Annotated in this window: 14 protein-coding genes; 13 read left to right on the top strand and 1 reads right to left on the bottom strand. The window is 43.0% G+C overall.

Annotation, left to right across the window (positions count from 1 at the left end; all coding sequences use genetic code 11):
- Window positions 1–10: 10 nt before the first annotated feature.
- On the bottom strand, window positions 11–1,012 hold the full coding sequence (locus PAN94_RS02970; RefSeq protein WP_285874534.1) for a LacI family DNA-binding transcriptional regulator: 1,002 nt from the start codon (window positions 1,010–1,012) through the stop codon (window positions 11–13).
- Between the two features lie 223 nt (window positions 1,013–1,235).
- On the opposite strand from PAN94_RS02970, the gene PAN94_RS02975 reads away from it, so the two are divergent.
- The 13 genes from PAN94_RS02975 to PAN94_RS03035 all read left to right on the top strand — a co-directional run bounded on the left by PAN94_RS02975 (window position 1,236) and on the right by PAN94_RS03035 (window position 13,492).
- The gene (locus tag PAN94_RS02975) at window positions 1,236–2,159 is read left to right on the top strand and encodes a bifunctional riboflavin kinase/FAD synthetase (protein ID WP_285874995.1); all 924 of its coding nucleotides are present in this window, start codon (window positions 1,236–1,238) and stop codon (window positions 2,157–2,159) included.
- 119 nt (window positions 2,160–2,278) lie between these two features.
- The gene (locus PAN94_RS02980; RefSeq protein ID WP_005590248.1) at window positions 2,279–2,677 is read left to right on the top strand and encodes a Spx/MgsR family RNA polymerase-binding regulatory protein; all 399 of its coding nucleotides are present in this window, start codon (window positions 2,279–2,281) and stop codon (window positions 2,675–2,677) included.
- Between the two features lie 2 nt (window positions 2,678–2,679).
- Complete coding sequence (locus PAN94_RS02985; protein ID WP_005590249.1) at window positions 2,680–2,958, top strand: UPF0223 family protein; 279 nt, start codon at window positions 2,680–2,682, stop codon at window positions 2,956–2,958.
- A complete protein-coding gene (locus PAN94_RS02990; protein ID WP_285874535.1) occupies window positions 2,948–3,718 on the top strand; it encodes an inositol monophosphatase family protein in 771 nt (256 codons plus the stop codon). The genes PAN94_RS02985 and PAN94_RS02990 overlap by 11 nt, the downstream gene beginning before the upstream one ends.
- A 1-nt stretch (window position 3,719) precedes the next feature.
- Window positions 3,720–5,033, top strand: coding sequence for an RsmF rRNA methyltransferase first C-terminal domain-containing protein (locus PAN94_RS02995; RefSeq protein WP_285874536.1), 1,314 nt, complete (start codon window positions 3,720–3,722; stop codon window positions 5,031–5,033).
- Window positions 5,034–5,129: 96 nt separating this feature from the next.
- Entirely contained in the window at window positions 5,130–6,014 is an 885-nt protein-coding gene (locus tag PAN94_RS03000; protein ID WP_285874538.1) for a phosphate ABC transporter substrate-binding protein PstS family protein, read from the top strand.
- A complete protein-coding gene (gene pstC, locus PAN94_RS03005) occupies window positions 6,011–6,928 on the top strand; it encodes a phosphate ABC transporter permease subunit PstC (protein ID WP_062004417.1) in 918 nt (305 codons plus the stop codon). The genes PAN94_RS03000 and pstC overlap by 4 nt, the downstream gene beginning before the upstream one ends.
- Window positions 6,918–7,802, top strand: a complete 885-nt coding sequence (pstA, locus tag PAN94_RS03010) for a phosphate ABC transporter permease PstA (RefSeq protein ID WP_045497245.1) — start codon at window positions 6,918–6,920, stop codon at window positions 7,800–7,802. Before pstC ends, pstA begins: the two co-directional genes overlap by 11 nt.
- Before the next feature lie 10 nt (window positions 7,803–7,812).
- The gene (pstB, locus tag PAN94_RS03015) at window positions 7,813–8,616 is read left to right on the top strand and encodes a phosphate ABC transporter ATP-binding protein PstB (protein WP_061909075.1); all 804 of its coding nucleotides are present in this window, start codon (window positions 7,813–7,815) and stop codon (window positions 8,614–8,616) included.
- A gap of 27 nt (window positions 8,617–8,643) precedes the next feature.
- A complete protein-coding gene (gene pstB, locus PAN94_RS03020; RefSeq protein WP_045497249.1) occupies window positions 8,644–9,402 on the top strand; it encodes a phosphate ABC transporter ATP-binding protein PstB in 759 nt (252 codons plus the stop codon).
- An 11-nt stretch (window positions 9,403–9,413) separates the two neighbouring features.
- Complete coding sequence (gene phoU, locus PAN94_RS03025; protein WP_061422891.1) at window positions 9,414–10,067, top strand: phosphate signaling complex protein PhoU; 654 nt, start codon at window positions 9,414–9,416, stop codon at window positions 10,065–10,067.
- 224 nt (window positions 10,068–10,291) lie between these two features.
- Window positions 10,292–12,835 (top strand): M1 family metallopeptidase, encoded by a 2,544-nt coding sequence (locus tag PAN94_RS03030; protein ID WP_285874541.1) that lies wholly within the window; start codon window positions 10,292–10,294, stop codon window positions 12,833–12,835.
- A 219-nt stretch (window positions 12,836–13,054) separates the two neighbouring features.
- Window positions 13,055–13,492, top strand: coding sequence for a hypothetical protein (locus PAN94_RS03035; RefSeq protein ID WP_285874542.1), 438 nt, complete (start codon window positions 13,055–13,057; stop codon window positions 13,490–13,492).
- Window positions 13,493–13,540: the final 48 nt, after the last annotated feature.

Consider the following 13,540-nt stretch of genomic DNA (forward strand, 5'->3'; position numbering starts at 1 on the left):
TCTTTCTCTGTTAAATACTGCTTTCTCGAATGGTCAGCTTGGTAGAAAGTTTGACCATATAGGGGATGGAATCCTCTTCGGATGTTAAAATTTGATTCAGAATGTGCAGAGCCTGCTTGCCCATTTCTTCTGTAAAAACGGTGACCGTACTGAGACTGGGGTAGATGTATTTAGCGATAGAGGTATCATTAAAGGAAATAATGCTGACATCTTGGGGAACCTGAATTCCGTGTTCTTGCAAAGCCCGCAAGGCACCAATTGCTAAAGCATCGCTAGAGATGAAGAAGGCGGGTGGGAGCTGGTCTTTGTGTTTATTGATAATCTCTGTCATCATTTGATAGCCTGATCCCGAAGAAAAGCTGCCTACCTTAACCAAGTCAGCTTGGAAGCTTCCTTTATCAGATAGATATTGCTGAAAGCTTGCCAAACGAGGGTCACTGATAAGGCTAGTTTGGTCAGAGGTTCTTTCCTGCCCAGCAATCATGCCAATCTGGTCAAAACCAGCGTTCATGAAGTGCTCAAGAACCTTCCTTACAGCATTCTCAAAATCAACCGTCACACAGCTGTGGCCTGCATTAAGCGTATCACTGTCGACAAAAACTAAGTGGCTGCTGTATTGCTCCAGCTGCTGGATTTGAGCTGGGCTGAATTTGCCGATGGCAATCAAGCCATCAATGTCTTTCAATAGCTCAAGAGAATCGTTTTGAAACACTCTGAGAATCTCATAACCCAATTCTTGGGCCTTTTTTTCAATGCCCAAACGAATGGAGTAGTAGTAAAGGTCATCAAGCTCTTCCTGCTCAGTGTACCATTCAATGAGCCCGATACGATAGGCCTGTGACTTACTTGACTTCGTTTTTCTTGATTTTTTATAGTTTAGCTGCTCAGCAATGTCAAAAATCTTTTTACGAGTGCCATCACTGACTGACATGGCTGGGTCGTAGTTGAGTACGCGGGAAACTGTAGTAGGAGAGACCCCAGCAGCCTGGGCAATATCCTTAATCGTAGCCATTTTTTTCTCCTATTGTCTTATATGGGCTATTATACCTCAAAAACAAGTAAATAACAAAGAGGATTTTAGTAAATATTAGGTGATCATTTTATTAAGTAAAGATTTACTAAAATTATTGAAGTTTTACTTTTAAAAAAAGATGTTTTCTTGGAGTGTTAAAAGTTCTTTTTCTTAGATTTAATTTGTTGTAAAAAAAGCGGATACATAGTAAAATAGAAAAATGATGAAAATAAGACGAATTAATAATGAATTAGAGATAAAGCAGGAAGAAGATACGGTCTTGGTCTTGGGCTATTTTGACGGCCTGCATAAGGGACATCAGACACTTTTTAAGGAAGCAAGGAAAATTGCAGATGAGAAAGGACTGAAGATTGCGGTACTGACTTTTCCTGAGTCACCAAAATTAGCTTTTGTCCGTTATCAGCCAGAGTTGATGTTGCATTTGAATCATCCGGAGGAACGAGCTGCTCACTTAGAAAATTTAGGTGTGGACTACCTTTACTTGATTGACTTTACTAGCCATTTTTCTAAAAATACAGCCCGAGAATTTTTTGATAAGTACGTTGCTGCGCTTAAAGCAAAGGCAGTTGTGGCAGGTTTTGATTACCATTTTGGATCTGACAAGAGAAAGGCAGAGGAGCTTGCAGACTATTTCGATGGTCAGATTGTCATTGTCTCATCGGTCAATCAAGATGAGGAAAAAATCTCTTCTACTCGGATTAGAGAGACCATTCAAAATGGGGATGTTGCCAAGGCGCATCAGCTATTAGGCTATTCTCTCTCTACTCGAGGAATTGTGGTTCATGGCAATGCTAGAGGGCGCACCATTGGCTATCCAACGGCCAATCTAGCACCATTGGATCGCGTGGTTTTGCCAGCAGATGGTGTCTATGTGGTAGATGTTGAGCAAAATGGCAAGATTTTTCGTGGCATGGCTAGCGTTGGCAAAAATGTGACCTTTGAAGGAGATGAACTTCGGTTTGAGGCCAATCTATTTGACTTTGCGGAGGAAATCTATGGCGATACGATTCGAATTATCTGGCTGGATAAGATTCGTGATATGGTCAAATTTGATGGTATCGAGGAGCTAGTGACTCAATTAAAGAGTGATGAAGAAGTGGCAAGAAATTGGGAACGTTCGGAATAAATGTCAGTTTTTAATATTTTTCTTAGTATTTCGAGCCGATTCTTAAAAATATCTAGTCAAGAGAGATAAAATTTAGTATAATAGAGTTAGTTACTATATAAAAATAAGAAGAGAACAGCATGATTACACTTTTTTTATCGCCTAGCTGCACTTCCTGTCGCAAGGCGCGTGCTTGGTTGATTGGTCATGAAGTTCCATTTACGGAGCATAATATCATGACGAGTCCTCTGTCTGCTCCAGAATTGCAACACATTCTTTCATTGACAGAAAATGGCACTGATGACATCATCTCAACCCGCTCAAAAATTTTTCAAAAACTAGATTTAGATGTAGAGGATTTATCGATTTCAACGCTCATTAAGCTGATTGAGGAAAATCCTAGTCTTTTGCGTCGCCCAATTATCCTTGATGGTAAACGAATGCAAATCGGCTTTAATGAAGACGAAATCCGTGCCTTCTTGCCTAGAGGCTATCGGAAAGAAGAACTCAGAGCCGCAACTATGCGTGCTGATATTTAAATATGGAAAAAAATTATAGTTACCCACTAGACTTATCGTGGAGCACTGAAGAGCTTGCTTCAGTGCTTTCTTTTTTTAATGATGTAGAGCAAGCCTATGAACAGAAGATTCAAGCGGAGAAACTGCTCCAGTCTTATGCAGTCTTCAAGAAAGTTGTTCCCAGCAAGGGAGAAGAGAAGCGACTCGGCCGTGAGTTTGAGACGGTCAGTGGCTATTCTCTTTATCGGGCTGTTCAGGAGGCAAAAAGGAAAGGGAAAGGAATGATTTCTCTTGGAAAATAAATTTCATTTTGCGAAAGAAATGGTTTATCAGGCAGGCGCTTTTTTAAGGGAGCATCTCTATGATGACTTGGATGTCCTACAAAAGAGCAGTCCGACTGACTTGGTGACTCAAATGGATCAGATCATCCAGGATGACTTGGTCAGGAAAATTTTAACTCAGTATCCTGACGATGCGATTTTGGCTGAGGAAAATGACCTGCGACACTACATTGCGGATGGTAATGTCTGGGTGATTGATCCCATTGATGGCACCAATAATTTCATTACACAGCGGGCTGATTTTGCTATTATGTTGGCATATTTTGAAAATGGGGAGGGCAAATTCGGCTTAATTTACGATGTGACAAGAGACCAGCTTTTTCATGGAGGCGGGGCTTTTGATGTGTACTGCAATGACAGAAAGTTGACTGTTTTTACCGATAAGCCCTTACAGCAATATCTTATGGCTTCAAATGCTAGTATGCTGGAGCATAATCACTGGGGACTAGCTGATTTAGCTCGTGATTGCTTGGGAGTGCGTGTCTATGGCAGTGCTGGGATTAGTTTTGCTAAGACCTTGGCTGGTGGTTTAGTTGCCTATTTCTCTTATAATTGGCCTTGGGACTATGCGGCGGCCTATGTGATGGCTGACAAACTGGGCTTCGTCATTCAGACTCTAGATGGCAATCAGCCAAATTTTCAGACTCAAGAGCCGATTATGATTGCACCAAAGTGTAAATTAGACGAATTACAAGAGTATTTACGAAAGGGAAAAGGCTAGTATGGACTTTCCAGTAGGTTTTAAGGAAAAGTATGAGGAGCTCTTGGGTCAGGAAGCAGAGGCTTTTTTTGCGACTTTTGATCAAGATCCGATTTCAGCTTTTCGCAGCAATCCTTTAAAAGAGAATCAGAAAGATTTTGTGAATGCTATCCCGAACACAGATTGGGGACATTACGGAAAAGTGTCTGGGAAGTCGATGGAACATGTCACGGGGTTAGTTTATTCCCAGGAGCCAGCTGCGCAAATGGTCGCTCAGGTTGCAGCACCGCAAAAGGGCATGAAAGTTTTGGACTTAGCGGCTGCACCAGGTGGGAAATCTACCCATCTACTCTCTTATCTAGAAAATACAGGAGTGCTTGTTTCTAACGAAATCAATGCCAAACGCAGTAAAATTTTGGTGGAAAATATTGAGCGGTTTGGAGCGCGAAATGTCCTTGTCACCAATGAATCTGCGGATCGATTGGCTAAGGTCTTTCAGGGCTATTTTGATCTCATTGTTCTGGATGCTCCTTGCTCTGGCGAAGGGATGTTCCGCAAGCAGCCAGATGCTACTCAGTATTGGAGTCTGGAATATCCGGCTCAGTGTGCGCGTCTCCAGCGAGAAATTCTAGAGGACGCTGTCAAGATGTTGGCGACAGGCAGGCAGTTGGTTTATTCAACTTGCACTTGGGCGCCAGAAGAAAATGAAGAAATTGTTGCTTGGCTTTTAGAGAATTTCCCCTTGGAATTGCTTGAAATACCTAAGATCAATGGCATGGTGGCAGGGATTGATTTCCCAGAAACAGCTCGTATGTATCCCCACCATTTCAAAGGAGAAGGACAATTTGTAGCGAAATTTCGCTTTACAGGCAGTCAGTCTGCTAAAAAAATCAAGGCAACCAAAAATAAATTGACGCCAGAGCAGAGAAAACTCTGGCAAGATTTCCAGAAAAAGCATCTGAAAATTGAGCTAGAAGGACATTTAGATACTTTTGGGGACAATCTATATCTGCTGCCAGCTGGACTGCCAGATATCTCCAAACTAAAAATTGCTCGCAATGGCCTGCATCTAGGAGAATTTAAGAAAAATCGCTTTGAACCGAGCTTTGCCTTAGGTTTAGCCTTGAGGCCTAGTGAAGTCGTCTCAGTCCTTGAGATTGATGATGAGGCCTTTAGCAAATATGTAGCAGGAGAGACCGTTCAACTCTCTCAAAACTATCCAAATGGCTGGTATCAAGTGCTTGCCCAAGGCAACGGTCTGGGGTTTGCAAAAGTTACTGGAAATACCTTAAAAAATTATTTCCCAAAGGGGCTTCGCTTTCGTTCAAAAGACTAGGCAAAGCCCTCTTTCTATGTTATAGTGGATATAGTGGGATTTTCAGATTCTTACGATAGACATCTCACTATTATTCTCAAGATTTCGAGGAGAAAAATGGTAAAGAAAAAATATAAGCTGATTTTGTCAGCGGTTCTAGTTCTAGCTGCAGTCAGCCTCTCTGCTTGCTCCAGCTGGATTGACCGAGGGGAGTCCATGACTGCCGTTGGTTCGACAGCCCTTCAGCCGCTCGTTGAAGCAGCAGCAGATGAGTTTGGTTCAGCCAATATTGGAAAAACGGTCAATGTTCAAGGTGGCGGATCAGGTACGGGTTTGTCTCAGGTTCAGTCTGGTGCGGTCGAAATTGGCAACTCAGATGTGTTTGCTGAGGAAAAAGAAGGGATTAATGCTTCAGCCCTTGTTGACCACAAAGTAGCAGTTGCTGGAATTGCCGTGATTGTCAATAAAGAAGTATCCGTCAATAATTTAACGGCAGAGCAGCTGCAGAAGATTTTTACTGGTGAAGTGACCAACTGGAAGCAGCTGGGCGGGAAAAATCTAGAGATTTCCATCATCAACCGTGCGGCAAGCTCTGGTTCCCGAGCTACTTTTGACAGTGTCATCATGAATGGTAAATCAGCCGTTCAAAGTCAGGAGCAGGATTCAAATGGGATGGTTAAGTCCATTGTTTCTCAAACACCGGGAGCCATCTCTTATCTGGCCTTTGCTTATGTGGATGATTCTGTCAAGACTTTGAAGCTCAATGGCTACGAGCCTACGACTAAGAATGTTGCGACCAATGCTTGGCCACTCTGGTCTTATGAGCATATGTATACATTGGGTAAGCCGACTGGTCTTGCAGCAGAGTTTTTGGACTACATGCTGTCAGATGAGGTTCAGGATGGAATCGTCTCAGGAATGGGCTATATTTCCATCAAGGAAATGCAGGTTAGCAAGGATGCTGATGGAAATGTTACGAGCTTAAAAGGAGATAGCAAATGAGAAATGAAGAATTAGCAAAAAAATTACTATCCCCTTCGAAAAACTCTCGTCTGGAAAAATTTGGTAAATATATCACCTTTGCCTGCCTGTCTTTAATCGTCCTGATTGTAGCCATGATTTTAATCTTCGTAGCACAAAAAGGGCTGTCGACCTTCTTTGTCAACGGAGTCAATGTGTTTGAATTTTTATTTGGCTCCACTTGGAATCCGTCAGGTAAGGAATTCGGTGCCCTGCCGATGATATTGGGGTCTTTCATTGTTACGATCCTGTCAGCATTGATTGCAACTCCCTTTGCTATTGGAGCAGCCGTCTTTATGACTGAAGTATCGCCTAAAGGAGCTAAGATTCTTCAGCCTGCGATCGAGCTCTTGGTCGGGATTCCGTCTGTTGTGTACGGATTTATCGGCTTGCAGGTTGTTGTTCCCTTTGTTCGGACTGTTTTTGGTGGTACCGGATTTGGGATTTTGTCTGGTATTTTTGTGCTCTTTGTCATGATTTTGCCGACAGTAACCTTTATGACGACGGACAGTCTTCGTGCTGTGCCGCGTCACTACCGTGAAGCTAGTCTAGCTATGGGCGCAACGCGCTGGCAGACCATTTGGCGGGTAACACTCAAGGCTGCTCGCTCAGGTATTTTTACAGCAGTGGTCTTTGGAATGGCACGTGCCTTCGGTGAAGCCCTGGCTATTCAGATGGTTGTTGGTAACTCTGCAGTGGTCCCAACCTCTCTGACAACGCCAGCAGCTACACTAACCTCTGTCTTAACCATGGGGATCGGAAATACCGTTATGGGAACAGTAGACAATAACGTTCTCTGGTCTCTGGCTTTGGTGCTCTTGATGATGAGCTTGGCCTTTAACAGTGTCATTAAACTGATTACAAAAGAAAGAGGTAAGAAAAACTATGCACGCTAAGAAATTAGATAAATTGGCGACTGGTATCCTCTACACGATAGCTGGTATCATTGTTGCCATCCTTGCCTCTCTGATTCTTTATATTCTGGTAAGAGGCTTGCCGCATATTTCTTGGTCTTTCCTGACTGGAAAATCTTCTTCCTATCAGGCTGGAGGTGGTATTGGGATTCAGCTCTACAATTCCTTCTTCTTATTGGTGATTACTTTGATTATCTCTGTTCCTCTCTCTATGGGTGCTGGGGTTTATCTGTCAGAGTATGCTAAGAAAGGACCAGTGACCAACTTTGTCCGTACCTGTATTGAAATTCTGTCTTCACTGCCTTCGGTAGTAGTCGGACTCTTTGGCTATTTGATTTTCGTTGTCCAGTTTGAGTATGGTTTTTCTATCATCTCTGGTGCCTTGGCGCTGACTGTCTTCAATTTGCCTCAGATGACTCGTAACGTCGAGGATAGCTTACGCCACGTTCACCATACACAGCGTGAAGCAGGACTGGCTCTGGGAATTTCCCGCTGGGAAACGGTACTGCATGTGGTTATTCCAGAGGCTCTGCCAGGGATTGTGACAGGGATTGTCCTTGCTTCTGGTCGGATTTTCGGTGAAGCAGCTGCCCTGATTTACACTGCGGGTCAATCTGCGCCAGCTCTGGATTGGTCTAACTGGAACATTTTTAGCATTACCAGCCCGATTTCGATTTTTCGGCAGGCGGAGACTCTTGCTGTCCATATCTGGAAGGTCAATAGTGAAGGAACCATTCCTGATGGCACTGTGGTGTCAGCAGGATCAGCAGCGGTGCTTCTGATTTTCATCTTGATTTTCAACTTTGGAGCCCGCAAACTCGGTTCCTACTTGCACAAGAAACTAACCTCTGCATAAAGGAGAAGCAATGACAGAATATAATTGGAATGAAAAACATATCATTACTTTTCCTGAAGAAAAGGTAGCCCTTTCGACCAAGGATTTACATGTTTACTACGGTAAAAAAGAATCCATCAAGGGCATTGATATGCAGTTTGAAAAGAATAAAATCACAGCTCTGATTGGTCCGTCTGGCTCAGGGAAATCGACCTATCTCCGCAGTCTTAATCGTATGAATGATACGATTGATATTGCTAAGGTAACAGGGCAAATTCTTTACCAAGGAATAGACGTCAATCGTCCTGATATCAACGTTTACGAAATGCGTAAGCACATCGGCATGGTCTTTCAACGGCCCAATCCATTTGCCAAGTCTATATATCGTAACATTACCTTTGCCCATGAACGTGCAGGTGTAAAAGATAAAAAGATCTTGGATGAGCTTGTTGAAACTTCGCTCAAGCAAGCCGCGCTTTGGGACCAAGTCAAGGACGATCTTCATAAATCAGCCTTGACCTTGTCAGGCGGCCAGCAGCAAAGGCTCTGTATTGCCCGAGCTATTTCGGTCAAGCCTGATATCTTGCTTATGGACGAGCCGGCTTCTGCGCTGGATCCGATTGCGACCATGCAGCTAGAAGAAACCATGTTTGAGCTCAAAAAGGACTATACGATTATCATCGTGACGCACAATATGCAGCAGGCTGCCCGGGCCAGTGACTACACCGGCTTCTTTTATCTGGGAGATTTGATTGAGTACGACAAGACTGCCAATATCTTCCAAAATGCCAAACTGCAGTCGACCAATGACTATGTTTCTGGTCATTTTGGTTAGAGGTGAAGAAACTAAAGGAATGAACTTATGACAGAACCTATTTTGCAAGTCAAGGACTTGTCGGTTTATTATAATAAAAAGAAAGCACTCAATAGTGTCTCCTTGGACTTTATGCCTAATGAAATCACTGCCTTGATTGGACCGTCCGGTTCAGGGAAATCTACCTTGCTTAAGGCTATCAACCGCATGGGAGATTTGAATCCTGAAGTCACTACGACAGGCACAGTCATCTATAACGGCCACAATATCTACAGCCCTCGGACAGATACGGTGGAGTTGCGCAAAGAGATTGGCATGGTTTTCCAGCAGCCTAATCCCTTCCCAATGACCATTTATGAAAATGTTGTCTATGGACTGCGCATCAACGGTGTCAAGGATAAACAGGTTTTAGATGAAGCGGTAGAGCGATCCTTGATTGGGGCTTCTATCTGGGATGAAGTGAAAGACCGTTTACATGATTCCGCTATTGGTCTCTCTGGTGGTCAACAGCAGCGGATTTGTGTAGCACGCGTTTTGGCTACCAGTCCGAAAATTATCCTCTTGGATGAGCCAACGTCAGCGCTAGATCCAATCTCTGCGGGTAAAATTGAGGAAACTCTCTATGGACTTAAGGACACCTATACCATGCTCTTGGTGACGCGCTCCATGCAGCAGGCTTCTCGGCTTTCGGATAAAACAGGCTTCTTCTTAGGTGGTGATTTGATGGAGTTTAATGATACTAAGGAGATGTTCCTCAACCCACAAAATAAGGAAACAGAAGATTATATTACAGGAAAATTTGGATAAGGAGTTGAATGATGTTACGATCACAATTTGAAGAAGATTTGGAGAAATTGCACAATCAGTTCTATGCAATGGGACAAGAAGTGCTCTCACAAATCAACCGCACGGTGCGTGCTTTTGTCACGCATGACCGTGACTTGGCAAAGGAAGTCATCGAAGATGATGCAGAAGTAAATGAATATGAAGTGAAATTGGAAAAGAAATCATTTGAAATGATTGCCCTCCAACAACCTGTTTCTCAAGACCTTCGCACTGTCTTGACTGTTCTCAAGGCTGTTTCAGACTTAGAGCGTATGGGAGACCATGCGGTATCCATTGCAAAAGCAGCCATTCGTATGAAGGGCGAGCAGCGTATTCCAGCTGTCGAGGAAGAAATTAAAAAGATGGGTCGCGATGTGAAAAATTTCGTTGAAGCTGCCCTTGATCTCTACCTGAATGGTTCTGTAGATCAAGCCTATGAAGTAGCAGCCATGGATGAAAAAATCAACCATTATTTTGATAGCATTCGTGATCTGGCTACGGAAGAAATCAAGAAAAATCCTGAAGCCATCGTTACAGGCCGTGATTATTTCCAGGTTATTTCTTTCTTGGAACGTATCGGCGATTATGCCAAAAACATCTGCGAATGGGTCGTTTACTTTGAAACGGGTAAAATTATTGAATTATAATATATGTTAAAGAGACAGGCTAAGCTTGTCTTTTTTGTTTTGAGGAGAAGAAAAGCTAATGACAGGATGGCTTTAAAATGATTACTTTATGTTTGAAGTCAAAAATCAATTTTGGGTCAGTTGGAATGAGTATAAAGTCACTAAATATGGTAGAATAGTAAGAGATGAATTTTGAATGGAGGTTGGTTTAATACCAGCCCCTTCAATTAGATGAGGAGAAAAACATGCAAGCAGTTGCACATTTTATTGATACTTTTGTTCCAGAGCACTATGATCTCTTTTTGGATTTAAATCGTGCGGATAAGACTTTCTCAGGGAAAGTTACCATTACCGGTGAAGCTAAAGCTGAGAAAATTTCCTTGCACCAAAAGGATTTGACGATTGAGGCCGTAGAAGTAGATGGACAAGCTCGTCCCTTCACTCTTGATAATGACAATGAAGCTCTTTATGTTGAGTTGGAAGCAGCAGGCCCTGTGGAAGTAACCTTGACCTATACAGGTAAGATTACAGATAATATGACAGGGATTTACCCATCTTACTATACAGTAGATGGAGTGAAAAAAGAGATCATTTCTACGCAGTTTGAGAGCCATTTTGCTCGTGAAGCCTTTCCTAGCGTGGATGAGCCAGAAGCTAAGGCAACTTTTGATCTGGCCTTGAAATTTGACCAAGCAGAAGGTGAACTTGCCTTGTCTAACATGCCTGAAATCGACGTTGAAAACCGGAAAGCGACTGGCATTTGGAAGTTTGAAAGAACACCTCGCATGTCTTCCTATCTTTTGGCCTTTGCTGCTGGTGATATGCAAGGTATTACTGCTAAAACTAAAAACGGTACTTTGGTTGGTGTTTATGCAACTAAGGCTCACCCAGCTAGCAACTTAGAATTTGCTTTGGACATTGCGGTTCGCTCTATTGAATTTTACGAAGAATATTACGGTGTCAACTATCCGATTCCTCAGTCACTGCATGTTGCCTTGCCAGACTTTTCATCTGGTGCTATGGAAAACTGGGGTCTGGTGACCTACCGTGAGATTTATCTCTTAGTAGATGAAAATTCTACGGTATCCAGCCGTCAAGATGTAGCACTTGTCGTTGCTCATGAGTTGGCTCACCAATGGTTTGGGAACTTGGTCACTATGAAGTGGTGGGATGACCTTTGGCTCAACGAAAGTTTTGCCAACATGATGGAGTATGTCTGTGTCAATGCGATTGAACCAAGCTGGAATATCTTTGAGAATTTCCAAACCACAGGTGTGCCTTTGGCCCTTAAGCGCGATGCGACAGACGGAGTTCAGTCTGTCCATGTAGAGGTGAAGCACCCCGACGAAATCAATACTTTGTTTGATCCGGCTATCGTTTACGCCAAGGGAAGCCGCCTTATGCACATGCTTCGTCGTTGGTTGGGAGATGTGGCCTTTGCCAAAGGCTTGAATGCTTACTTTGCTAAACACCAGTATGGAAATACTATCGGTCGTGACCTTTGGAACGCCTTGGGAGCTGCTTCTGGTCGCGATGTAGCAGCCTTTATGGATTCTTGGTTGGAACAGCCAGGCTACCCTGTTTTGATAGCTACAGTAGAAAACGATACCCTCAAACTCTCTCAAAAACAATTCTTTATCGGAGAGCACGAAGATAAGAAACGCACTTGGGTCTTGCCTTTAAATAGCAACTGGAAAGGTTTGCCAGATACGCTGGAAACAGAAACCCTGGAAATTCCAAATTATTCTGCCTTGGCTGCTCAAAACCAAGGTGCCCTGCGCTTTAATACTGAAAATACAGCCCACTATATCACGGACTATCAAGGTGTCTTGCTTGAGCAGATTTTAGATACCATTACAGACTTGGATAGCACCAGCAAGCTTCAGGTGGTGCAAGAGCGCCGTCTTTTGGCTGAAGCAGGCAGCATTTCATTTGCTGATTTGGTTCCAGTTATTGAAAAACTAACAGAAGAAACCTCTTATTTGGTTGTCTCAGGAATCAAAGCCGTTCTAAATGGTCTCAAGCTGTTTGTGGACGAAGGAAGCGAGTGCGAGACAGCCTATCATGAATTGGTAGTTAAACTTAGCAAATTCAACTTTGACCGCCTAGGCTTTGAGGCAAAAGAAGGCGAAAGTGATGAAGATGATTTGGTTCGTCAGATTGTTGTAGGAAGTCTGATTGCAGCTGACGATCAAGCAGCAAGTCAAGAAGCAAGTCGCATTTTTGCTGCTCATCAAGAGAACTTGGAGAAATTGCCTGCAGCTATTCGCTTGCATATTCTCATCAATCAAATCAAGCATTATGAGAGCAAAGAATTGGCTGACCAATACTTGAATGATTATGTTTCAACAGTTGACGGCAGTTTCAAACGCCAATTGGCATCTGCTTTGGCTTACACTAAGGACGCAGAGACACTTGCTCGTATCTTGGAATCTTTGAAAAACAAGGATATTGTGAAACCACAAGATTTGGCCATGAGTTGGTATTTCCCTCTCTTGAATCACCAATTTACTCAAGCTACTTCTTGGACTTGGGCGCGTGAGAATTGGGATTGGATTAAGGCTGCTCTGGGTGGCGACATGAGCTTCGACAAATTCGTCATTTATCCAGCTAATGCTTTCAAGACAGAAGAAAGACTAGCAGAATACAAGGCCTTCTTTGAGCCACAGCTGGACGATATGGCTATCAGCCGTAATATCAGCATGGGAATTAAGGAAATCGCAGCGCGTGTTGACTTGATTGCCCGTGAAAAAGCAGCGGTGGAAAATGCAATCAAGGCATCAGTTTAGCCTAATGAAAAGATCAGATTATAAAGTCTGGTCTTTTTTGTTGCTTAGAATCCCATAATTTCAGCCTTCTTTAAGAAAAAATTCAGTCTCGTTTAAGCAAAACTCCCTATAATAACTCTAGCACGTGAAAAGATGTGAACTTGTGTAATCAAAATTTATATTGCTTCATAGTGTTAAAATCCATGAAAACATAAAATTTAGAAAGAGGAAAACTTTAAAATGGATATGGAAAAAATGATTGTAGTTAAAAAGAGTACCAAATGGTGGATGACAGCAGTAGCTAGTGCTTCCTTAACTGTCGGAGCGATTGGTGGCTATGGAATTGGTGCTTTGACCCAGAAAAGCCCGCAACAGAGTTCAGTGCAAGCCACTATGCCTCAGCAAAACAAGCAAGATGGCAGGATGCCAGGTCAAGGTGGTCAACCTCCTCAAGGTCAGGGACAGGGAAATGAAAATGGTATGCCACCACAGATGGGGGGACAAAACGGTCAAGATGGCCAAGGCGGTCCTGGAGGCGGAGGTCAGCCACCACAAGGAAATGGTCAGCCAGGGGGACCCCAAGAAGGAAATCAATCAAAAAAGAAGCCATCAAACGCTGATGGCACAACAAAAGATGATAAGAATAGCGAAAATAACTCGAATACAACAAATTCTTAAAGCATTTTCGACAAGTCATGATATAATAGAAAAAGATAAGTGAAGATA

The organism is Streptococcus sp. SC1 (genome assembly GCF_030272855.1).
In the GTDB taxonomy this organism is placed as follows: Bacteria; Bacillota; Bacilli; order Lactobacillales; family Streptococcaceae; genus Streptococcus.